Origin of the sequence: Bradyrhizobium sp. 186, assembly GCF_023101685.1 — a bacterium.
Taxonomy (GTDB): domain Bacteria; phylum Pseudomonadota; class Alphaproteobacteria; order Rhizobiales; family Xanthobacteraceae; genus Bradyrhizobium.
This window is the reverse complement of sequence record NZ_CP082164.1, coordinates 5,688,882-5,710,166: the sequence shown is the minus strand read 5'-3', so window position 1 is coordinate 5,710,166 and position 21,285 is coordinate 5,688,882. Positions and strand designations below refer to the sequence as shown.

General features: G+C 64.1%; 21 protein-coding genes. 11 read left to right on the top strand and 10 right to left on the bottom strand.

Features of this window, described 5'->3' with window-relative positions:
* Positions 1-40: 40 nt before the first annotated feature.
* From lpxD to lpxB, 5 genes are all read left to right on the top strand, one after another.
* Positions 41-1,108: a UDP-3-O-(3-hydroxymyristoyl)glucosamine N-acyltransferase gene (lpxD, locus tag IVB18_RS27440; protein ID WP_247983544.1), complete on the top strand. Its 1,068-nt coding sequence runs from the start codon at positions 41-43 to the stop codon at positions 1,106-1,108.
* Positions 1,105-1,566 (top strand): 3-hydroxyacyl-ACP dehydratase FabZ, encoded by a 462-nt coding sequence (fabZ, locus tag IVB18_RS27435; RefSeq protein ID WP_247983543.1) that lies wholly within the window; start codon positions 1,105-1,107, stop codon positions 1,564-1,566. Before lpxD ends, fabZ begins: the two co-directional genes overlap by 4 nt.
* Positions 1,567-1,812: 246 nt before the next feature.
* Positions 1,813-2,607 carry an acyl-ACP--UDP-N-acetylglucosamine O-acyltransferase gene (lpxA, locus tag IVB18_RS27430; protein WP_247983542.1) on the top strand — a complete coding sequence of 265 codons (795 nt, stop codon included), beginning with the start codon at positions 1,813-1,815 and terminating at the stop codon, positions 2,605-2,607.
* Positions 2,608-2,627: 20 nt separating this feature from the next.
* Positions 2,628-3,485: a UDP-2,3-diacylglucosamine diphosphatase LpxI gene (gene lpxI, locus IVB18_RS27425; RefSeq protein WP_247991744.1), complete on the top strand. Its 858-nt coding sequence runs from the start codon at positions 2,628-2,630 to the stop codon at positions 3,483-3,485.
* Positions 3,482-4,660, top strand: a complete 1,179-nt coding sequence (gene lpxB, locus IVB18_RS27420; protein ID WP_247983541.1) for a lipid-A-disaccharide synthase — start codon at positions 3,482-3,484, stop codon at positions 4,658-4,660. The genes lpxI and lpxB overlap by 4 nt, the downstream gene beginning before the upstream one ends.
* A gap of 112 nt (positions 4,661-4,772) precedes the next feature.
* On the opposite strand, the gene gltA is transcribed toward lpxB, so the two are convergent.
* Positions 4,773-6,077 carry a citrate synthase gene (gene gltA, locus IVB18_RS27415; RefSeq protein WP_247983540.1) on the bottom strand — a complete coding sequence of 435 codons (1,305 nt, stop codon included), beginning with the start codon at positions 6,075-6,077 and terminating at the stop codon, positions 4,773-4,775.
* A gap of 156 nt (positions 6,078-6,233) precedes the next feature.
* On the bottom strand, positions 6,234-7,658 hold the full coding sequence (gltX, locus tag IVB18_RS27410; RefSeq protein WP_247983539.1) for a glutamate--tRNA ligase: 1,425 nt from the start codon (positions 7,656-7,658) through the stop codon (positions 6,234-6,236).
* Positions 7,659-7,800: 142 nt separating this feature from the next.
* On the opposite strand from gltX, the gene IVB18_RS27405 reads away from it, so the two are divergent.
* Positions 7,801-9,480, top strand: a complete 1,680-nt coding sequence (locus IVB18_RS27405; RefSeq protein WP_247983538.1) for a glutamine--tRNA ligase/YqeY domain fusion protein — start codon at positions 7,801-7,803, stop codon at positions 9,478-9,480.
* A gap of 7 nt (positions 9,481-9,487) precedes the next feature.
* Positions 9,488-9,880 (top strand): nuclear transport factor 2 family protein, encoded by a 393-nt coding sequence (locus IVB18_RS27400; protein WP_247983537.1) that lies wholly within the window; start codon positions 9,488-9,490, stop codon positions 9,878-9,880.
* A gap of 276 nt (positions 9,881-10,156) precedes the next feature.
* Here the strand turns inward: IVB18_RS27400 and glnA are convergent, their stop codons facing one another.
* Positions 10,157-11,587: a type I glutamate--ammonia ligase gene (gene glnA, locus IVB18_RS27395; protein ID WP_247983536.1), complete on the bottom strand. Its 1,431-nt coding sequence runs from the start codon at positions 11,585-11,587 to the stop codon at positions 10,157-10,159.
* A 164-nt stretch (positions 11,588-11,751) separates the two neighbouring features.
* A complete protein-coding gene (locus IVB18_RS27390) occupies positions 11,752-11,934 on the bottom strand; it encodes a hypothetical protein (protein WP_247983535.1) in 183 nt (60 codons plus the stop codon).
* Positions 11,935-12,178: 244 nt separating this feature from the next.
* Here IVB18_RS27390 and IVB18_RS27385 point away from each other — a divergent pair, with 244 nt between their 5' ends.
* Complete coding sequence (locus IVB18_RS27385) at positions 12,179-12,541, top strand: SPW repeat protein (protein ID WP_247991743.1); 363 nt, start codon at positions 12,179-12,181, stop codon at positions 12,539-12,541.
* A gap of 64 nt (positions 12,542-12,605) precedes the next feature.
* Here the strand turns inward: IVB18_RS27385 and IVB18_RS27380 are convergent, their stop codons facing one another.
* A complete protein-coding gene (locus IVB18_RS27380) occupies positions 12,606-13,934 on the bottom strand; it encodes an MFS transporter (protein WP_247983534.1) in 1,329 nt (442 codons plus the stop codon).
* A gap of 386 nt (positions 13,935-14,320) precedes the next feature.
* Here IVB18_RS27380 and IVB18_RS27375 point away from each other — a divergent pair, with 386 nt between their 5' ends.
* Together IVB18_RS27375 and IVB18_RS27370 are read left to right on the top strand one after the other, a co-directional pair.
* On the top strand, positions 14,321-14,554 hold the full coding sequence (locus tag IVB18_RS27375; RefSeq protein WP_128925944.1) for a DUF2171 domain-containing protein: 234 nt from the start codon (positions 14,321-14,323) through the stop codon (positions 14,552-14,554).
* A 94-nt stretch (positions 14,555-14,648) separates the two neighbouring features.
* Positions 14,649-16,928, top strand: a complete 2,280-nt coding sequence (locus tag IVB18_RS27370) for a ComEC/Rec2 family competence protein (protein WP_247983533.1) — start codon at positions 14,649-14,651, stop codon at positions 16,926-16,928.
* A 9-nt stretch (positions 16,929-16,937) separates the two neighbouring features.
* Here the strand turns inward: IVB18_RS27370 and IVB18_RS27365 are convergent, their stop codons facing one another.
* Entirely contained in the window at positions 16,938-17,213 is a 276-nt protein-coding gene (locus tag IVB18_RS27365; RefSeq protein ID WP_247983532.1) for a hypothetical protein, read from the bottom strand.
* Positions 17,214-17,328: 115 nt separating this feature from the next.
* Here IVB18_RS27365 and IVB18_RS27360 point away from each other — a divergent pair, with 115 nt between their 5' ends.
* Positions 17,329-17,991, top strand: coding sequence for a hypothetical protein (locus IVB18_RS27360; protein WP_247983531.1), 663 nt, complete (start codon positions 17,329-17,331; stop codon positions 17,989-17,991).
* Positions 17,992-18,097: 106 nt separating this feature from the next.
* Here IVB18_RS27360 and IVB18_RS27355 read toward each other — a convergent pair whose 3' ends face one another.
* From IVB18_RS27355 to glp, 4 genes are all read right to left on the bottom strand, one after another.
* Positions 18,098-18,526: a hypothetical protein gene (locus IVB18_RS27355; protein ID WP_247983530.1), complete on the bottom strand. Its 429-nt coding sequence runs from the start codon at positions 18,524-18,526 to the stop codon at positions 18,098-18,100.
* 191 nt (positions 18,527-18,717) lie between these two features.
* Positions 18,718-18,918 (bottom strand): hypothetical protein, encoded by a 201-nt coding sequence (locus IVB18_RS27350; protein ID WP_247983529.1) that lies wholly within the window; start codon positions 18,916-18,918, stop codon positions 18,718-18,720.
* A gap of 171 nt (positions 18,919-19,089) precedes the next feature.
* The gene (lexA, locus tag IVB18_RS27345) at positions 19,090-19,785 is read right to left on the bottom strand and encodes a transcriptional repressor LexA (RefSeq protein WP_247983528.1); all 696 of its coding nucleotides are present in this window, start codon (positions 19,783-19,785) and stop codon (positions 19,090-19,092) included.
* A 175-nt stretch (positions 19,786-19,960) separates the two neighbouring features.
* On the bottom strand, positions 19,961-21,172 hold the full coding sequence (glp, locus tag IVB18_RS27340; RefSeq protein WP_247983527.1) for a gephyrin-like molybdotransferase Glp: 1,212 nt from the start codon (positions 21,170-21,172) through the stop codon (positions 19,961-19,963).
* Positions 21,173-21,285: the final 113 nt, after the last annotated feature.

The window sequence follows — 21,285 nt, the reverse complement described above, 5'->3', positions numbered from 1 at the left end:
TTGACCGCTTCATGCCGAAGCCGGACCGCGACGGGGTGGAATGGCGCAGCCGATCTTCTTCACAAAGCCGCCAGCCTCAGCGCTGGCTGACATTGCCGCGCTGACCAAGGCGCAACTGGTCGACCCCACCCGGGGCGGCCACGTCATCACGGGCCTGGCTTCGCTCGACGAAGCCGGTCCGATGCACTTGGCGTTCTTCGACAATCTGAAATACGCCGACCAGCTCAAGGCGACCAAAGCCGGGGCCTGCCTGGTGAGCCCGCGCTTCGAGGCCCAGGTGCCCGCGCATGTGGCGGTGCTGCGGGTGGCGCAGCCGTTCCGCGCCTTCGTCAGGATCGCGCGGGAATGGCACGGCGACGCGCTGAGGCCGCAATCCTGGGTCGGCAATGACGGCATCGCGCCGTCGGCGATCATCGACCCCTCGGCGCGGCTCGAGGACGGCGTTGTCGTCGATCCCCTGGCCGTCATCGGTCCCGACGTCGAGATCGGCAGCGGCACGGTGGTCGGCGTGGGGGCCGTGATCGGCCCGGGCGTCAAGATCGGCCGGGATTGCAATGTCGGCGCCCGCACGGCGATCCAGTGCGCGCTGATCGGCAACAACGTCCTGATCCATCCCGGCTGCTCAATCGGCCAGGACGGTTACGGCTTCATCTTCTTCGGTCCCGAGGGCCATCTGAAGGTGCCGCAGACCGGCCGGGTGGTGATCCAGAACGACGTCGAGGTCGGCGCCGGCACGACGATCGACCGCGGCAGCTTGCGGGATACGGTCATCGGGGAGGGCACCAAAATCGACAATCAGGTCCAGATCGGCCACAATGTGACCATCGGCCGGCACTGCCTGCTGGCAGCCCAGATCGGGCTGGCCGGCAGCCTGACCATCGGCGACAACGTGGCGCTGGGAGCGAAGGTTGGCATCAATAATCACGTCAAGATCGGCGACGGGGCTCAGGTGACGGCCATGAGTGGCGTCAAGGACGACATCCCGCCGGGCGGACGCTGGGGTGGTTTTTTTGCCAAGCCGACCAGACAGTGGTTCAAGGAAATTTTGGCGGTGGAGCGCTTGGCGCGCGACAGCAAGGCCGATCCAAAGCAGGAGGAACGGGAGTGACGGAGGAAGCACCGGTCAGGTTCGAGCTTGTGGACATCAACATGATCCTGCAAACGCTCCCGCACCGCTTTCCGATGCTGCTGATCGACCGCGTGATCAACATCCGCACCGATTACAGCGGCATCGGCGTCAAGAACGTCACCTTCAACGAGCCGCAGTTTCAGGGGCATTTTCCGGATCGCCCGGTCTATCCCGGCGTCATGATGATCGAGGCGATGGCGCAGACTGCGGGCGTGATCGGCATCAAGTCGGTCGAGGGCACCGAGAAGCCGCGGGCGGTCTATTTCCTCACCATCGACAAGTGCAAATTCCGCAAGCCCGTGCTGCCCGGCGACACCATCGAGTATCACATGCGCTCGATCGGGCGCCGCAAGGCCATGTGGTGGTTTCACGGCGACGCCAAGGTCAACGGCCAGGTCGTGGCCGAAGCCGACGTCGGCGCCATGCTGACGGACTGAGAGCCGTTCAAGCTCTCGCGGATTCAGCTCGGCGTCATCTTGCGTGTCATCCGGGATGCGTAGCCGATATGTGTCGCGGCGGCTTTGCGGCACTTAAAGCGCTGGATGAGGTCGTTGACATATCGGGGCGGCTGCTTCGGCCGGCATCTGAAACAAGCCGAGATGATACGTCACTGGACAGATCGGGCACAGTCGCGCTAACGACCGGAAAACCAAGCAACTTCAACACATAATTAGACCTTTTTGATGAGTAAGATTGATCCCTCTGCGCGGGTGGAAGACGGTGCCGTGATTGGCGAAGGCACCGAGATCGGGCCCTATTGCATCATCGGTCCGCATGTCGTGATCGGCAAAAACTGCAAGCTGATCGGACATGTGCACATCACCGCGCAGACCTCGATCGGGGATGATTGCACCATCTATCCGTTCGTCTCGCTCGGCACGCCGCCGCAATCGCTCAGCTATCGTGGCGAGCTGACGAAGCTGACGATCGGCTCGGGCTGCACCATCCGCGAATCCGTGACCATGAATGCCGGCACGGTCGCCGGCGGGGGCATCACAGAGGTCGGCGATCGCAGCTATTTCATGAACTGCAGCCATGTCGGCCATGACTGCCATGTCGGCAGCGACGTGATCTTCGCGACCTCGGCGACGCTCGGCGGTCACTGCGAGATCGGCGACTTCGTCTTCATCGGCGGTCTCTCCGCGGTGCACCAGTTTACCCGCATCGGCCCGCAGGTGATGGTCGGCGGCGTCTGCGGCGTACGCGATGACGTCATTCCGTTCGGGCTGGTCAACGGCCAGTATGCGGTGCTCGAGGGCCTCAACATCATCGGCATGAAGCGGCGCAAGTTCACCAAGCAGCAGCTTGCGACGGTGCGTGCATTCTACCAAAAACTTTTCCACGGCCCCGGCATGTTCGCCGAACGGCTCGCGGCGGTGCAGCCGCTCGCCGGCGAGGATCCTGCGATCGCCGAGATCCTCGACTTCATCGGCAAGGGCAAGCATCGCCCGCTCTGTCTTCCTGCCATCGCGAAGTGAGTTCTGGGATGGCCGCGGGCGTGACATCGGCGGCTTCGGAGATTTCATCACCGGTCGGCGTGGTCGCGGGCGGCGGCGCGATGCCGTTCGCGGTCGCCGAGTCGCTCGCCGCGCGCGGCATCATGCCGGTGCTGTTTCCGCTGCGCGGCGCCTGCGATCCGGCGCAGGTGGAAAAATTCCGCCACCGCTGGATCTCGGTCGGCCAGCTCGGCCGCGCGATGCGGCTGTTTCGCGAGGAGGGCTGCCGCGACCTGATCTTCATCGGCACGCTGGTACGGCCTTCGCTGTCGGAGATCCGGTTCGACTTCACAACGCTGCGGCTGCTCGGCAACGTCATCCGCGCCTTCCGCGGCGGCGATGATCATTTGTTATCCGGCGTCGGGCGCATCCTCGAGCAAGGCGGCTTTCGCATGGTCGGCATCAAGGATGTCGCGCCCGATTTGCTGATGCCCGAGGGCTGCATCACGCGCGCCTGGCCGAGCGACAACAGTAAGACCGACATCGAGCGCGGCCGCGCAGTGCTGACCGCGCTCGGCCCGTTCGACATCGGCCAGGCCGCGGTCGTGATCGACGGCCACGTGGTGGCGGTCGAGGATATCGAGGGCACCGACGCGCTGCTCGCGCGCGTCGCGCGCTTGCGCGAGGAAGGGCGCATCCGCGCGGCCACAGGACGCGGCGTGCTGGTGAAGGCGCCAAAGAGCGGTCAGGATCTGCGCTTCGACCTGCCAACGATCGGCGCACGCACCATCGAGGGTGTCGCCGCCGCCGGCCTCGCCGGCCTCGCAGTCATCGCCGGCAACACCATTGCCGCCGAGCCGCAGGCGATGATCGCATTTGCCGACGCAAAATATCTCTTCGTCATCGGTCTGCCGGCGTGATGCAGGGGCGCGATCCAAAGCGGAAGATCTTTCTGATCGCGACGGAGGAATCCGGCGACCGGCTCGGCAGCGCGCTGATGAAGGTGCTGCGCCAGCGGCTCGGCGATGGCGTGCAGTTCGAGGGCGTCGGCGGCCGCACCATGACGCGTGAGGGGCTGGTTTCGCTGTTCCCGATCGAGGAATTGTCGATCGTCGGCTTCGCCGCGGTAGTGCAGCAACTGCCAAAGATCCTGCGGCTGATCCGCGAGACCGCGGGTGCGGTGACGGAGGCCGCGCCCGACGCGCTCGTCATCATCGACAGTCCCGATTTCACCCATCGCGTCGCCCGCCGCGTGCGCGCGCGCAATCCGGCGATCCCGATCGTCGATTACGTCTCGCCCTCGGTCTGGGCCTGGCGACCGGGCCGCGCGCGCGCCATGCTCGGCTATGTCGATCACGTGCTCGGCCTGCTGCCGTTCGAGCCGGAGGAATACCGCAAGCTGCGGGGACCGCCATGCAGCTATGTCGGCCATCCCCTGATCGAGCAATTGTCGTCGCTGCGGCCGAATGCCGAGGAGCAGACGCGCCGCACCGCCGAACCGCCGGTTTTGCTGGTGCTGCCGGGCAGCCGCCGCAGCGAGATCCGGCATCATCTCGAAGTGTTTGGAGCGACATTGGGCCGGCTGCAGGCCGAAGGCCGCGCGTTCGCCCCGATGCTGCCGACCATGCCGCATCTGGAGGCCACCATCCGCGAGGGGGTGGCGAGTTGGCCGGTCAAGCCGCAGATCGTGGTTGGCGAAAACGAGAAGCGCGCTGCTTTCCGGATCGCGCACGCAGCGCTTGCGAAATCCGGCACGGTGACGCTGGAGCTGGCGCTGTCGGGCATTCCGATGGTGACGGCCTATCGCGTCAGCGCGGTCGAAGCCTTCATCCTCCGCCGCGCGGTCAGCGTCTCCTCGGTCATCCTCGCCAATCTCGTGATCGGCAAGGAGGTGATCCCGGAGTTCTTGCAGGAGGACTGCACGCCGGAGAAGCTCGCGCCGGCGCTGTCCGAGGTGCTGACGGATTCGCCGCTGCGCCGGCAACAGGTCGAGGCTTTCGCCCAGCTCGACACGATCATGTCGACCGGCAACAAGTCGCCCAGCGTGCTCGCCGCCGATATCGTGCTGGCGACGATGCGCAAGGGCAAGCGGTAACCGGCGGATCGTAGAGTGAGCACGCTTCGCTTTGCCCCCAACAATAGCGGGCAAAAACGAAAACGGCGCCATCTCGCGATGGCGCCGTTCCGAAGGGCCGTGATGGCCGAACTTACTTCCGATCGCCGATCTGCACGTAGTCGCGGCGGGGGACGCCGGTGTAGAGCTGGCGCGGGCGGCCGATCTTCTGCTGCGGATCCTCGATCATCTCGCTCCACTGGCTGATCCAGCCGACGGTGCGGGCGACCGCGAACAGCACGGTGAACATCGAGACCGGGAAGCCCATCGCCTTCAGCGTGATGCCCGAATAGAAGTCGACGTTCGGGTAGAGCTTGCGGTCGATGAAGTACTGGTCGCTGAGCGCGATCCGCTCCAGCTCCAGCGCCACCTTGAGCATCGGATCGTCGCCATGGCCGGTCTCCTTGAGCACGGCGTGACACATCTTCTGCATGATCTTGGCGCGCGGGTCGTAGTTCTTGTAGACGCGGTGGCCAAAGCCCATCAGGCGGACTTCGCTGTTCTTGTCCTTCACCTTGGCGATGAATTCCGGAATCTTGTCGACCGAGCCGATCTCGGCGAGCATCGCGAGCGCGGCTTCGTTGGCGCCGCCATGCGCCGGGCCCCACAGGCAGGCGATGCCGGCGGCGATGCAGGCGAACGGGTTGGCGCCGGAGGAACCGGCGATACGCACCGTCGAGGTCGAGGCGTTCTGCTCGTGATCGGCGTGCAGGATGAAGATCTTGTCGAGCGCGTCGGCCAGCACCGGATTGATCTTGTACTCCTCGCACGGCACAGCGAAGCACATGTTGAGGAAGTTCTCGGCGAACTTCAGCGAGTTCTTCGGATACACGAAGGGCTGGCCGATCGTGTACTTGTAGGCCATTGCCGCCAGCGTCGGAATCTTGGCGACCATCCGCATCGACGCAATCATGCGCTGCTTCGGATCGTTGATGTCGGTGGAGTCGTGGTAGAACGCGGCCAGCGCGCCGACGGCGGCCACCATGATTGCCATCGGATGAGCGTCGCGGCGGAAGCCCTGGAAGAAGCGGGCCATCTGCTCGTGCACCATCGTGTGATGGATCACGCGGTCGTCGAAATCCTTCTTCTGCGCGGCGGTCGGCAGGCTCCCGTAGAGCAGGAGGTAGCAGGTCTCGAGGAAGTCGCCGTTCTCGGCGAGCTGCTCGATCGGGTAGCCGCGGTACTCCAGCACGCCCGCGTCGCCGTCGATATAGGTGATCTTGGACTGGCAGCTCGCGGTCGAGGTGAAGCCGGGATCGTAGGTGAAGAGGCCGGACTGGCCGTAAAGCTTGCCGATATCGACGACATCAGGCCCGACGCTGCCGCTGAGGATCGGGAGATCGAAATTCTTGTTTCCGACCGTCAGCGTGGCGGTCTTATTGCTTGGTTTTGCGTCCATCAGAGGTCCCCGATGTATGGTGAAACGGGCCGGATCCGGAGGCCCCGATGAAATGGTGGGGCAGGCCGGATGTTCCAGAAGGTACGGGTGAGATGGGTATATTATTGCTGTGTGCGCTGCAAGATGGCGCCGCGCATGGTCGACTTACGTCGTAGCCTAGTCCTTGGCCTGATCCTTAAGCCGGCCCAGGCTTTCCTGGCGTCCGAGCACGTCCAAAACCTCGAAAATCCCGGGCGATGTCGATCGTCCGGTGAGTGCTGCGCGCAGCGGCTGGGCAACTGCGCCGAGCTTGAGACTATTTTCCTCGGCAAAGGCGCGCAGCGCGGCCTCGGCAGCAGCCGCGCTCCAGGTCTCGACATTCTCCAGCGCGGAATGAAGCTGGCCGATCAGCTTGCGGTTTTCGCCCGTCAGCAGCGTCGCCGCCTTGGGATCGAGCTCCAGCGGCCGGTCGGCGAAGATGAAGTAGGCGCCGTCGATCAGCTCGATCAGCGTCTTGGCGCGCTCCTTCAGGGCCGGCATGGCCTTGAGAAGCTGCGCACGCGTGGTGTCGTTCAGCTTGGCCTTAAGCTCGTCGCGGCCGGGAACGTGGTCGAGCACGTCCTCGAACATCTTCACGAGTGATTGATCGTCGGCATTGCGGATGTAATGGCCGTTGAGGTTCTCCAGCTTGGCGAAGTCGAAGCGCGCCGCGGCGCGGCCGACGCCGGAGAGGTCGAACGCCGCGATCATCTCCTCGGTTGAAAAGATTTCCTGGTCGCCATGGCTCCAGCCGAGCCGGACCAGATAGTTGCGCAGCGCAGCCGGCAGGTACCCCATGGCACGGTAGGCATCGACGCCGAGCGCACCGTGGCGCTTCGAGAGTTTTGAGCCGTCGGGTCCGTGGATCAGCGGGATGTGCGACATGCTCGGCAGCGCCCAGCCCATCGCATCGTAGATCTGCTTCTGGCGCGCCGCGTTGATCAAATGATCGTCGCCGCGGATGACATGGGTGACGCCCATGTCGTGGTCGTCGACCACCACCGCGAGCATGTAGGTCGGGTTGCCATCGCCGCGCAGAAGGACGAGGTCGTCGAGGTTCTCGTTCTGCCAGACCACGCGGCCCTGGACCTGGTCCTCGATCACGGTCTCGCCGGTCTGCGGCGCCCGCAGCCGGATCGTCGGCTTGACGTCGGCCGGGGCCGTTGCCGGGTCGCGGTCCCGCCACAGGCCGTCATAAAGGCGGGTACGCCCTTCCGCGCGCGCCTTCTCGCGCATCGCGGTGAGTTCTTCTGCCGTGGCGTAGCAGCGATAGGCCTTGCCGTCGGCGAGCAACTGCTCGGCAACCTTGCGGTGACGGGCGGCGCGGCTGAACTGGTAGATGACGTCGCCATCCCAGCCGAGCTCCAGCCATTTCAGCCCGTCGAGGATGGCGCCGATGGCCGCCTCGGTGGAACGCTCACGATCGGTGTCCTCGATCCGGAGCAGCATCTTGCCCCCGTGCTTCTTTGCATAGAGCCAGTTGAACAGCGCCGTGCGGGCGCCCCCGATATGGAGGAAGCCGGTCGGGGAGGGAGCAAAGCGTGTGACGACGGAATCGGTCATTCTTGGCAGGGCCTATGCATTGGAGGCGGTGGTATATATCAGGACCGGAGCATAACTAAAGCCCGACAGCGGACCCGCCAGGCCTTGGCTCAGCCACGCGAATTTGGCAGAAGGACCGCTGATTTCCCTACAGGATTTTCGGATGAGCACAGAACCGGTGGCGACTGAGGTTGGACGCGATTTCATTCGTGATATCGTCCAGGCCGACCTCGATCAGGCCAAATACAAGGAAATCGTGACCCGGTTCCCGCCGGAGCCGAACGGTTACCTGCATATCGGCCACGCCAAGTCGATCGCGCTCAATTTCGGCATCGCCCAGGAATTTCCGGGCCGCTGCCATTTGCGCTTCGACGACACCAATCCGGTCAAGGAAGAGCAAGAATACATCGATTCCATCCAGGCCGACGTGCACTGGCTCGGCTTCGACTGGGGCAAGAACCTGTTTTTCGCCTCGGATTATTTCGACCGCCTGTACGAATGGGCGGAGAAGGCGATCCGCGACGGGCTCGCCTATGTCGACGACCAGACCCAGGAAGAGATCCGAACCTCCCGCGGCACCCTGATCGAGCCCGGCAAGAACTCGCCGTTCCGCGACCGCACGGTGGAGGAGAACCTCGACCTGTTCCGCCGCATGAAGGCCGGCGAATTCCCCAACGGCGCGCGCGTGCTGCGGGCGAAGATCGACATGGGTGCGGGCAATATCAACCTGCGCGATCCCGTGATGTACCGCATCCTGCATGCGCATCATCCGCGCACCGGCGACAAATGGTGCATCTATCCGAGCTATGACTACGCGCACGGCCAGTCGGATGCGATCGAGGGCATCACGCACTCGATCTGCACGCTGGAGTTTGCGGACCATCGGCCGCTCTATGACTGGTTCATCGAGAAGCTGCCGGTGCCCTCGCAGCCGCACCAGTACGAGTTCGCGCGGCTGAACCTGACCTACACGCTGTTGTCCAAGCGCGTGCTGACCCAGCTCGTCCGCGAGGGCCATGTCGCCGGCTGGGACGATCCGCGCATGCCGACCATGGCCGGGATACGCCGCCGCGGCGTGCCACCGGCCGCGCTTCGCGAATTCGTCAAGCGCATCGGAGTGGCCAAGGCCAACAGCGTGGTCGACGTCGGCATGCTCGAATTCTGCATCCGCGAGGAATTGAACCGCACGTCGCAGCGGCGCATGGCGGTGCTGCGGCCGCTGAAAGTCGTGATCGAGAATTATCCGGAAGGGCAGGTCGAGGAGCTCGACGCGATCAACCACCCCGACGATCCCTCGGCCGGCACGCGCAAGATAGCGTTCGGCCGCGAGCTCTATATCGAGCGCGACGACTTCATGGAGACCCCGCCCAAAAAGTTCTTCCGCCTGTCGCCGGGCAACGAGGTGCGGCTGCGCTACGCCTATTTCGTCAAGTGCACCGGCGTAATCAAGAACGATGCCGGCGAGGTGGTCGAGCTGCGCTGTACCTATGACCCCGCGACCAAGGGTGGCAATGCGCCTGACGGCCGCAAGGTCAAGGCGACCATGCACTGGCTGCCGGCAGCCACCTCCAAGCCCGCGGAGATCCGCATCTACAACCAGCTCTTCTCCAACCCGAGCCCGGACGCCTCGAACTTCGCCGCCGATCTCAATCCGCAGTCGCTGGAGATTCTTTCCGACGCGCGGATCGAGTCATCCGTTGCGGAGAGCAATTTTGCCGAGCCGATGCAGTTTGAGCGCCAGGGCTATTTTGTGCGCGACAAGGATTCGACGCCGGGCAAGCCCGTGTTTAGTCGCACCATCGGGCTGCGCGATACTTTTGCGAAGGAAGTCGCGAAAGGTTGAGGCGTGCATGAGCAACGAAGCCGACGACATCGTTTTCGCCATCATCGCGAAATGGTGCGCCGGCTTCGCGAAGCTCGACGCGGCAACGCTCGCCTCGCTCTATTCAAAAAACGCCTTCTTCTTCGGCTCGAACCCGAAACTCTATCGCGGCCAAGACGGTGTCGCGGCCTATTTCAATGGCCTGCCGCGCTGGCGTGCGCCGCGCGTCGGCTTCTCCGAGGTGGTGGCGGCGCCGGTCGCCCCTGAGGTGATCAATATGGCAGGTATCGCCTCGTTCGACTTCGGCGAGAAGGCCGCGCCGCTCTCGGTCAAGATCACCTGGGTGATCGTCCGCGAGGACAGCGACTGGAAGATCGCGAGCCATCACGTGTCTTCAAAGACCCCGCTGATCGAGCAATAGGCCGCTGTGCCCGCTCGCTGCGTCATTCCCCATTGCGCAAGCGCGCAATGGGGATGGCTCGAAGGGCCAGGCCCGGAATCCATGACCCCGATCGGTGGCTATGGATTCTCAGATGCGCAATTGCGCATCATAGCTCGCGACTTCGCGCCCCGGAATGACGATGAAGATCTACTTTTTTCGCTTACGCCCTGCTGCTGCGGCGAGGCCAGCTGTTGGCGTGTGCCGTGATGATCGCTGCGGTCGCCGCGGGCTTTGCGACCGCGCGGCCACCGCTGGCTAGATGTCGTAGTAGAGATGGAACTCGTAGGGATGCGGGCGCAGCCGAATAGGATCGACCTCTTTCTTTCGCTTGTAGTCGAGCCAGGTTTCGATCACGTCGGCGGTGAAGACATCGCCGCGTAGCAGGAATGCGTGATCGCGCTCGAGGGCGTCAAGTGCCTGATCCAGCGATCCCGGCGTCGACTTCACCTCCTTCGCCTCCGCGGGCGGGAGGTCGTACAGGTTCTTGTCGATCGGGCTGCCCGGGTCGATCCGGTTGTCGATGCCGTCAAGGCCGGCCATCAGCATCGCGGCAAAGGCCAGATAGGGATTGCAGGATGGATCTGGCGAACGAAACTCGACGCGCTTTGCGCGTGGATTTGGCGAATACATCGGAATCCGGCAGCAGGCTGAGCGATTGCGCTGGGAATAAACCAGGTTGATCGGAGCTTCATAGCCCGGAACCAGACGCCGATAGGAGTTCGTGGTGGGGGCGCACAGCCCGCACAACGCCCAGGCGTGGCTCAATAGCCCGCCGATGTAGTAGCGGCCGAGCTGGCTCAACTCGGCGTAGTCACCTTTGTCGTAGAACAGATTGGTCTCACCCTTCCACAGCGATTGGTGAACGTGCATGCCCGAAGCGTTGTCCTCGAACAGGGGCTTCGGCATGAATGTCGCGGTCTTGCCGTGCTGATGCGCGGTGTTCTTCACCACGTATTTGTAGATCATCAGGTTGTCAGCCATGCGGGTGAGGGTGTTGAAGCGCATGTCGATCTCGTTTTGGCCGCCGGTTGCGACCTCATGGTGATGGGCTTCGATCTGGATCCCCAGAGATTCCATCGTCAGCACCATTTCGGTGCGTAGCGCCTGCATGCTGTCGGTCGGAGGAACGGGAAAGTATCCCTCCTTCGGGCGCGGTTTGTGGCCTAGATTCGGCGCTTCCTTTGCGCCGGTGTTCCAGCTGCCTTCGCTGGAGTCGATTTCGTGCATGGCGTAGTTGATGCCCTGTCCGTAGCGCACGTCGTCGAATACGAAGAACTCCGCTTCCGGGCCGAAATAGCTCGTATCGGCGCGCCCGGTGCCCTTAAGGTAGGTTTCGGCTTTCTGGGCGATGTAGCGGGCATCCCGGCTATAGGATTGGCCGGTCACCGGGTCTCTGATGTTGCAGATGAGGACCAGCGTCTTTGCCTGACTATAGGGGTCGACGAAGGCCGACGCCGGATCCGCGACGACTAGCATGTCGCTTTCCTGGATCTCCTGGAAGCCGCGGATCGATGAGCCATCGAATCCAATGCCCTCATTGAGCGCATCGGCATTCACCGCGCTTGGCGGGACGGAAAAATGTTGCCACACCCCCGGCAGGTCTGTGAACCGCAAATCGATCATCTGGAAGTTGTCGTCCTTGATCGCCTTCACGAGATCTTCGGCTGTCGCACATTTCGCAACCATGGCTTCGCTCCCAGATCAGTGTCCTGAGATCGCGTTGCCGTTCGGCCGCAACCGAGCGGCTTGCGACGGACTGTGGTCCACGTTCAGCGTTGGCGTCGCGTCCGCCTCAATCCGGCATGGCGCGCTGCTCGCCGTCAGGCAGCTTCGCCCGACCGCCAGCAGTTTCAGCTTTGGTGTGGCCCGCGCATGAGCTTCATGGCGTCTTCGATATGCCGCCAGGTTCGTGCCCGTTCGAGCTCGCCCTTTGACGCGAGATCGATGGCGTTCTGGGCGGCTTCGGCAATGGCTTTGGGGCCATGTGCTTCCAGCAACTGCCGCGCATAGTCGTGGATTTCCATTTCTCGCATGGCGTCATCTCCTTCTTGTTCCGGGCGCGAACTGGGTGGGCCGAGAACGGTAGACATTGACACCTGTCAAGCTCCGACAGTCTGCATCCTGGTGCGCCGCACTCGCAAGGGCCCTTTCCAGGGCCTGGGCGGCCAGGATTGAACGCCGGTTCTGGACCGGCAGTCGCGGCAACACAACGCAGGCCGGACGGATGATTTTTCATCAGTACGTCCCCACATAAATACGAGAAGGGAGGTGAGCATTATGCGCATCCAACATTGGCAAGACGCTGCCAGCCTGTTGGTGGGCGTATGGCTGGTCCTGTCGTCCTTTGTCCTGGGTTTATCCGGGGCAGCTGTCTGGTTCACCATCGCACTCGGGCTCGGCGTCATGCTGTTTGCCGTAGAAGCCTTTGTGATTCCGTCCTACCTGGAAGAATGGGGCGAAATGCTGCTGGGCCTGGCTCTGGTGCTGGCGCCATGGTCCATTGGCTATGAGCCCGTATCGGCCACGGTCAGCAGCGTATTGTCGGGCCTATTGGTGATCTTGCTCGCTGCTTGGGAATTGATGACCGATCGCGACTTCAGTGCCTGGTGGCACGATCACTGGCCTCATCGCGCCCGCTGAGACGAGAGGTTGCCGGCTCTTCTCCGACCGCCATCGGCTGGCGGCCGGAGAAGAGGTGATCACGTTACGATGCGGTTCTGGGCTCGATCGGTTGCCAGATGCTGATCTTGCGAGTCTCCGGCATCAGGAAGACCGCAAGCACGAAGCACACCGCAGGTACCGCAATCGGGTAGATCAGGGCGTAGCCGATACTGCCGGTCGCCGCGAAGGCCGCCGATGTGATGAACGGCACTAATCCGCCACCCCAGCCGTTGCCGATGTGGTACGGCACCGATACCGACGTGTACCTGATCCTGGCCGGAAAGTATTCCGCCAGGAATGCGCCAACCGGCCCGTAGACCATCCCGACGTAGCAAACGAGGATGAAAATGATGAAGATCGCGATCGGATAGTTGATGTTGCCGGGCTGCGTCACCGTTCCCAGCCACAGATACAGCGGATAGTACGTGATCGCGGCGAGCAGCATGCCGCCCAAGATCACCGGCTTGCGGCCGATCTGATCCGACAGCCAGCCGAAGAAGATCAGGCTCGGTGTTGCGATCAGCAGCGCGGCTCCCACGATATAGGCCGAGGTCAGCGCATCCACCTTGGAGACCTGCTGCAGGAAGTACAGCGCCCAAAACTGGCCACTGTACCATACCACGCCCTGTCCGATCAGGACCACGATCGCGATCCCGATGTATTTGATGTTGGAGCTGAGGAAGGCCTCCTTCCACGGATTCGTCGTCATTTGGCCGCGGGCCCTGATCTCCTGGAAGATCGGCGTCTCCTGGAGCTGGAGCCGAATGTAGATCGCGATGGCCACCAGCAGGAAAGACACCAGGAATGGAACGCGCCAGGCCCATTCGTCGAAGACCTCATTGCTGAACCAAGTCCGTGTCAGGATGATCACGGCCAGTGACACCACGATGCCGAGAGTCGGTGAGGTCTGTAGCCAGCCGGTGTAGTAGCCGCGCTTGTCGTCCGGCACATGCTCCGCGACATAGGTGATGGCGCCGCCATATTCGCCGCCCAGGCACAGACCCTGGATCATGCGCAAGCCGAACAGCACGAACGCCGCCGTCAGACCGATGGACTGGTAGGTTGGGATCAACCCGATTGCCCCCGTACCCAGTCCCATTCCGCTCAGCGTGATGAGGAACGTATACTTTCGTCCGACCCTGTCGCCCATCCATCCAAAGAGGAAGGCTCCCAGCGGGCGGATCAGGAAGCCCGCAGTGAACAGCGCGATCGTGCTGAGGAGGGCTGCAACCGGGTGGGACTGCTCGAAGAACTTGACCGACAGAACTGCGGCCAGGCTGCCGAAGATATAGAAATCATACCATTCGATAACGTTTCCCACCGACGCAGCAACAATCACGCGGCGAAAATCGCTCGGTACTTGAACTGCCATGTGCTGCTCCTATCAAATTCAAACGCTACTCCTGGCGCTTTTCAGCGCCCATTTGCTCGCGGAGTACACTTGGTGCGCGACGCTACAGGCGAGAATTGCGAGTTGCGTCCGCAACGCCTGGTCTCAGGGACGCTTGAGCCACCTGAGAAAGAGCTCGCGGTCTCTTCGGTACCGCGAGCTATCACGACCTGCCCGTCTGCCGGGGAGGCGTAGAAGCAGTGTAATCCCGCCGGGGCTGGCGTCTTATGAGACTTTCGGCTCAATCGACCTGAACCGAGGCTGACCCGTCCTGCGATGGAACGGTCGCCCGTCGCGCCGGGCGGCTTTGTCACGAACGAACGGAAAGGCCTCTCAGGCGTTGTGTGGGTCCAACAAAGGATCCCACCATGCAGAACATCGCTGAGCATATGGAAGTCATCGGCGCCGACGGCGTCCATGTCGGCACGGTCGATCGTGTCGAGGGCAACCGCATCAAGCTGACCAAGAAGGACAGCGGCGAGGGCAGCCATAAGGGCCACCATCACTTCATCGACAAGGGGCTCGTCGCCGATGTCGAGGGCAACAAGGTGCGGCTCTCGGCCAAGGCGGATGTGGCCGTGACGATGGAAGAGGAAAAGTAGGGCCGTCACGGTTCGTTCCTGATCTGTACCGCTATTCGCGCAGCCGCACGTTCCGGTAGCCTCCGCTCCCGTCGCGTATCGTAAGGCGTAGGGAATGGCGGAGCCGGGCCGGCCAGTACGGTCCCAGGGTATCGCGGAGACTTGGCCCGTCGGCCGCACCGCGCCGGCCGGTGGCTTTGTGCCGGCGGGCTTTGGCATTTGGCCGTCGATCGTCGAGACCTTGCGCGCGTGGCTGAGCGCGGAAGCCGGCGCAGGGCGGCTGTTGCCTTGGGTGCCCGTCGCCTTCGGCTGCGGCATCGCGCTCTATTTCGCCGCCGATCATGAGCCGGTGCTCTGGGTCGTTGCCGCGACGGCGGTCGCGCTCACGCTTGGCGCCGTCCTGCTGTGGCGGAGCCGGCTGTTTGCTCCCGCCATCATGATCGCGGCGGTCGCAGCCGGTTTTGCGATGGCGACCTGGAAGACGGCGCGCATCGCCCATACCGTGCTGGCCAAGCCGCTCTATTCTGTATCGCTGTCGGGTTTCGTCGAGACCCGCGACATCCGCGAGCGCACCGACCGTTTCGTGCTGCGCGTGACCTCGATGGAGGCGCAGCGCAGCGACGTCAAGCTCGAGCGCGTGCGCCTGTCGGTGCGCAAGGGCACCGCGCCCGAGGTCGGCAGCTTCGTGCAGTTGAAGGCGCGGCTGATGCCGCCGCTCTCGCCGGTGCGGCCCGGCAGTTATGATTTCTCGCGTGACATGTTCTTTCAGGGTATCGGCGCCTCTGGTTTCGTGATGGGCGCGATCGCGGCATCGGTGCCATCAGATGCCGCCGGCTTGCGGCTGCGTTATGCCGCATTCATGCAGGGCCTGCGCGATGCGATCGACACGCGCATCCGCGCCACGCTCGACGGCGACAACCGCGCGATCGCGACCGCGCTGCTCACCGGCCGGCGCGATGCGATCACGACACCCGTCAACGACGCCATGTTCATCTCGGGCCTTGGCCACGTGCTCTCGATCTCCGGCTACCACATGGCGGTCGTGGCCGGCGTCGTCTTCTTCGCGGTGCGGGCGTTGCTCGCGCTCATCCCGGGACTGGCGGTCGGCTTTGCCATCAAGAAATGGTCGGCGGCGGCGGCATTGGTCGCCGCGGCGTTCTATCTGCTGCTCTCGGGCGCGGAGGTTGCAACGCAGAGATCGTTCTTCATGACGGCGGTGGTTTTGATCGCGGTGATAGTCGATCGCCGCGCCATCACCTTTCGCACGTTGGCCGTGGCCGCGCTGATCGTGCTTGCCGTCGCGCCGGAATCGCTGGTGCATCCGAGCTTCCAGATGTCGTTCGCGGCAACGCTCGGGCTGGTGGCGCTGGTGCAGGTCGGCATGCCGAACCTGTTCGCCTCGCCGGATCATTCCGCGACCGCGCGCATTGCCATGTGGGGCGGCCGCGAGATCGCGATGTTGTTTTTGGCCTCGCTGATCGCGGGGTTTGCGACCACGCCCTATGCCGCCTTCCATTTCCATCGCGTCACGCCGTTCGGCGTTCTCGCCAATCTCGCGGCGATGCCGGTGGTGTCGGCGCTGGTGATGCCGGCCGGACTGTTGGGATTGCTCGCGGCTCCCTTCGGGCTCGACGGCCCGTTCTGGTGGCTGATGGGGATCGGCATCGATTGGATGATCGCAGTCACGCGATGGGTGGCCGCGTTGCCCGGCGCGGTCGGGCGCATCGGCGCCTTCGGCATCGCGCCGCTGATCGCGGCAAGCCTCGGGATCATCCTGATGGGCCTGCTGCGCACACCCTTGCGCTGGTCAGGCGCGCTGGTGCTGCTGGCTTCGATCGCCTGGGGGCTTTCCGTCCGGCAGCCCGACATTCTGATTGCCGGTGACGGCCAGAGCATTGCTGTGCGGGGCAGGGACGGGCACCTGCACCTGATCAGGGCGAACAAGGATGGCTTTCTGCTGAAGGAGTGGCTTGCGGCCGACGCCGATTCCCGCGACGGCGGTAATGCCTCGCTTAGCGATGCAGTGTCGTGCGACGAGTCCGGCTGCGTGACGCCGCTCGCCGATGGGCGCCTGGTCGCGCTGGCGCTGCGCATCGACGCGCTGGCCGATGATTGCAGCCGCGCCGCGCTGGTGGTGACGGCACGACCGGCGCCGCCGGATTGTGCGGCGATGGTGGTTGATCGCCAGCGTCTCGCAACGCAGGGCGCGCTGGCGCTGACGCAGCGCGATGACGGGTTTGCGGTTCGGGCGGTGAGGGCGAGAGGCACAAGCCGCCCCTGGTTGCCGACCGCCGCCGGCGAAGGTGATTTCGACGGAAGCCTTGCGCCGAAGACGGCCGCGCCCCGCAGCAAGGACGCAACGCCCTCCGAGGCTGACTTGCAGGCCGAGGACTGAGCGGACGGGCTACAGATACCAGGCCAGCACGGCTTCGAGACTTGCGTTCCCGATCACCGGCAGCACCACCAGCCGGCTCAGTCCGGAGGCGCAGGCCTGCGAGGCTGCGATCGAGCAGTCATGCGCCAGATCGTCGTTGAGCGCGGGCATGCCGGTTGCCCACGCTCCGCCGATGCTGCCTTCGCCCCTGGCGATGGATTGTGTCGCGTAGAGCGCGGCGAGGTCGGTCTGCGCGCTGCAATCGCCGGCGCGAAAGACCAGCGCCGAACGGGCCTCGTTCGGCACCCAGATCTCGAAGCGTTGCGCAATCGGCGTTGCCTGCGCGGAGAGGAATGTCAGGACCCAGGTATGGTCGGCGCTGTGGTCGGCGCCGGTCCGGTAGGGAACGCCGACGCCGAGGTTGATCCCGACCTTGGAGGCATCCTCCCAGCGCAGGAAGCTCGTGGCGTCGTGGCGGCATGCCCGCTTTCCAGGTGCGTCCGGGCAGGCCGAAGCCGCGTGGAAATTTGGTGTGCCGCGAATTGAACTCGAACATGTCGGCGGTGCCGTAATAGCCGTCGACGAGGCCCATCTCGTGGGAGACCTCGGGATCGTTGTGCCAGAGCTCGACCGCGCCGACATGCGCCTCGTCGTCGCCGCAGAACAGCACCATGACGGCTTGCAGGAATTCTCCCGCAAACACCGGCACCGCCACGCCGCAGGTCAGTCCGGCCTCGATGGCCTGATCGGTCCGTTTGAAATAGGAGTTGGTGAATTTGGTGAGGATCACGGGGTGCCCGCTGGCCCAAGCCTTGCCCGGAAGGCCCTCGTCATATCCGAAGCGCAGATCTTCGCTCACGGCCTTGAACGCGGACAGCCCTTCGCTGTAGAGGCCGCCACCGAATTCCAGCCGCATGCGCGTCGGGTCAGGCACCCAGAGTTCAACGACGCGAATGAAGGTCTTCATCGAACAGGTCCGCCCCCTCAAACCGCAACAGCATCGGCCATTTGGCTGCGGAACGGACGTTCAAAATTCAGGCAGGACAGCGCAAACTTCGTGCGGTGGGGAGCTGCGGCGAGCTGATTTTCCCGATCGGATTTCGAGAGATACAAACCGCTCCACGTCGCCGGCCACAGCCGGCGATAGCGATTTCAATCCTGGTCTCGACCAGTCGGCCGGAGCGGCTGCGTCAGCCGATCGGCAGGCGGGTGACGGTCGGCTGCCTGTCGGCGATGATCTGCGGCTTGTGCTCGCCGAGCGGCTGGGTCACCGGCAGTTGCAGCACGGTTGCGCGCTGTCCTTCGACGAGCTGCGTCACCAGCACGTATTTGCCGTCGGGGAATTCGATCGCGTCGTGATGGCGATCGGGAATGTGCGGATCGGTTTTGCCGAATTTTCCGACACGGGAGTTGATGGTGCGGGTCCAGATCCAGCGATTGTCGTAGCGGACGTTGTCGGCGAAGGCGAGCTCCGTTCCCGGCAGCAGGCAGACCGCGACGGACATGTCGGCTTCGGAGGCGAAGCCGCGCGTCGAGGTGCCGCGGAAGTTTGTCGTGACGATCGTCTCGCCGACTTCGGCGGGACGCGTCGCGACGGCATGCAGGCTGTAGTCACACATCGGGCGCTCCTCATTCAGGATAGCAACCCGCGCCTCTCTCGGAGGCGCAGGCCTCTATCAGAGTGGAAACTGTGATCTTATGCTTGTTTGTGGGCAAATCTGCGGCTCACATCCGTAGAGCGCGATCACATTATCTTTTTCAAATGCGCTGGGAACAAAGTCTGCTCCAGTGCATTTAGCAAGCCTCGACGTCAGCGGCCGGCAGGCGCGGACCAGCCCGAATATTGCCAAGCCGGTTGCGACGGCTGCTCGACGGCGTTGCGGGCATTGCGGAATTGCTCGCTGACCGCCGCCTCCTTGCGGACATGATGACGCGACTGTGCGGCGAGGGCTTGCGACGCTGATGCTGCGATCAGCGCCACGGTGATTGTGCTTAAAGCGATCTTGCGCATGGTTGTCTCCTCGGTCTCTCAAGGCCGCGAAGCAGTGGGCGCTTCGTGCGGCGTGCCGAGGATGTAGCGCCGGAGGGGTGGCCGGATAATCTGTGCAGAACCAGAAAGACTATCCAGCCGGAGCGGACAATCCGTCCGCTCCAATGTGTATCGAATGACCGCCGGATAGGCTCAGTACTTCCGGTACAGCCCGATCAGCTTGCCCTGAATTTTCACCCGGTTCGGCGGCAGGATGCGCACCTCATAGGAGGCATTGGCGGGCTCGAGGGCGATCGAGGCGCCGCGGCGGCGGAAGCGCTTCAGCGTTGCTTCCTCGTCGTCGATCAGCGCCACGACGATGTCGCCGGTATCGGCGCTCTCGTTGCGCTGGATCAGCGCCATGTCGCCGTCGAGGATGCCGGCCTCGACCATCGAATCGCCGCGCACTTCGAGCGCGTAGTGCTCGCCAGAGCCGAGCATGTCCGGCGGTACGCTGATGGTGTGGCTACGGGTCTGCAAGGCCTCGATCGGCGTACCGGCCGCGATGCGGCCCATCACCGGCACCGCGACGGGGCGCTCGCCGTCGTCCGCCGGCGCGCTGGAGCGCACCTTGCCGAGATTGCCCTCGATGACGCTCGGCGTGAAGCCGCGGCGGCTACCGGCGGCGGCCTGGAGCTCGGGCAGCTTGATCACCTCGATGGCGCGGGCCCGGTTGGGCAGGCGCCGGATGAAGCCGCGCTCCTCGAGCGCGGTGATCAGGCGATGGATGCCCGATTTCGAGCGCAGGTCGAGCGCGTCCTTCATCTCGTCGAAGGAGGGCGGCACGCCGCTTTCCTTCAGACGTTCGCTGATGAACCGCAGAAGCTCGTATTGTTTGCGCGTTAACATCTTGACCAAATCCCCCGGTTGATGTCGTTCGATTCCGAGACGGTGAATTCAGCGGCGAACCGCCAGATGCTCGAAACAAATCATGAACGGACACTATATGTTCGATATGTGTTCCGCAACTGCTTAATTTACCGTGAACGCGACGAACTTCGCGGAACGCGTGTGGTCGACGCATTCAGACCGGCAGTCGCAGCACCTCGCAGGGCATGCCCGCCTCGGCCTTCGGCGCGAATGGTGCGCGCACGAGAAGTGCCTGTGCCGCAGCAAGATTCGCAAGCAGCGAAGAATCCTGATGGTTGACGGGAAGGGCCACCAGGGTGCCGTCCTCGCGCAGCTCCAGGCGCGCGCGAAGATAGTCCTCGCGCTGATCATTGGCACCGACATCGCGGCCGAGCACGGCGCGCTCGCGGCGGTGATGAATCACCTCGCGGCCCGACAGCGCGCGAATCAGCGGCACCATGAACAGGAAGCCGCAAACATAGGACGATACCGGATTGCCGGGCAGGCCGATCACGCGCATCGCGCCGAGACGCCCGTGCATCATGGGCTTGCCCGGTCGCATCGCGATCTTCCAGAACGCCATCGAAATGCCCTCGGCGTTGAGCGCCGGCCGGACCAGGTCGTGGTCGCCGACCGACGCGCCGCCGGTCGTGATCAGGATGTCGGCGCCGCTCTCGCGTGCGCTGCGGATGCCGGCGGTGGTGGCCTCCAGCGTATCGGCGGCGACACCGAGGTCGATCGTTTCGGCGCCCTCGCTGCGCGCCAGCGCGTGCAGGGCGTAGCCGTTGGAATAGACGATCTGTCCTGGGCCGGGTGCGGTGCCTGGCATCACCAGCTCGTCGCCGGTCGCGAGGATAGCGACCTTCGGTCGGCGGCGGACAGGCAGGGACGGGTGGTTCATGCCGGCGGCGAGCGCCAGGCCTCGCTCGGTAAGGCGGGTGCCCGTCCGCAGCAGCACGTCGCCCTCGCGAAAATCGACGCCCGCGGGGCGGATGTGCCGTCCGGCAATTGCGGTCTCCTTGATCGTGATGCGCTTACCGTTTGCGACCGTGTCCTCCTGGATCACGACGGCATCAGCGCCATCGGGAACGACGCCACCGGTGAAGATCCGCACCGCTTCGCCGGCGCCGACGGTTCCCGCGAACGGCCGGCCGGCCGCCACCTCGCCGATCACGGTGAGCTGGGCGTCGACCTTGGCCGCATCGGCCGCGCGCACGGCATATCCGTCCATCGCCGACATCGCCTGCGGCGGCTGCGTGCGCCGTGCCGCGACATCGCGCGCGAGCACGCGATGGAAGGCATCGGTGAGAGGGACCGCTTCCTCGGCCAGAGGCTCTGCGCCCGCGAGCACGGCAGCAAGCGCATCGGAAACCGGCATCAAGGCCACGGGCGAAAACTCCTGCTCGGCGCGTTCGGACGAATGGGCGGCGAGAGTTCTAACCGAGTGCGGGCGCAGAGGCAAAACGGCAGCGAGAGGGATTATTCATCCGGCGTCACCCG

Coding starts and splice junctions, on each gene's coding strand:
- lpxA (WP_247983542.1), top strand. CDS start 1,813: ATGAGTAAGATTGATCCCTCTGCGCGGGTGGAAGACGGTGCCGTGATT.
- IVB18_RS27405 (WP_247983538.1), top strand. CDS start 7,801: ATGAGCACAGAACCGGTGGCGACTGAGGTTGGACGCGATTTCATTCGT.
- IVB18_RS27385 (WP_247991743.1), top strand. CDS start 12,179: ATGCGCATCCAACATTGGCAAGACGCTGCCAGCCTGTTGGTGGGCGTA.
- IVB18_RS27355 (WP_247983530.1), bottom strand. CDS start 18,526: ATGTGTGACTACAGCCTGCATGCCGTCGCGACGCGTCCCGCCGAAGTC.
- glnA (WP_247983536.1), bottom strand. CDS start 11,587: ATGGTTGCGAAATGTGCGACAGCCGAAGATCTCGTGAAGGCGATCAAG.
- IVB18_RS27400 (WP_247983537.1), top strand. CDS start 9,488: ATGAGCAACGAAGCCGACGACATCGTTTTCGCCATCATCGCGAAATGG.
- IVB18_RS27375 (WP_128925944.1), top strand. CDS start 14,321: ATGCAGAACATCGCTGAGCATATGGAAGTCATCGGCGCCGACGGCGTC.
- lpxD (WP_247983544.1), top strand. CDS start 41: ATGGCGCAGCCGATCTTCTTCACAAAGCCGCCAGCCTCAGCGCTGGCT.
- IVB18_RS27390 (WP_247983535.1), bottom strand. CDS start 11,934: ATGCGAGAAATGGAAATCCACGACTATGCGCGGCAGTTGCTGGAAGCA.
- IVB18_RS27370 (WP_247983533.1), top strand. CDS start 14,649: ATGGCGGAGCCGGGCCGGCCAGTACGGTCCCAGGGTATCGCGGAGACT.
- gltX (WP_247983539.1), bottom strand. CDS start 7,658: ATGACCGATTCCGTCGTCACACGCTTTGCTCCCTCCCCGACCGGCTTC.
- IVB18_RS27350 (WP_247983529.1), bottom strand. CDS start 18,918: ATGCGCAAGATCGCTTTAAGCACAATCACCGTGGCGCTGATCGCAGCA.
- lexA (WP_247983528.1), bottom strand. CDS start 19,785: ATGTTAACGCGCAAACAATACGAGCTTCTGCGGTTCATCAGCGAACGT.
- IVB18_RS27380 (WP_247983534.1), bottom strand. CDS start 13,934: ATGGCAGTTCAAGTACCGAGCGATTTTCGCCGCGTGATTGTTGCTGCG.
- gltA (WP_247983540.1), bottom strand. CDS start 6,077: ATGGACGCAAAACCAAGCAATAAGACCGCCACGCTGACGGTCGGAAAC.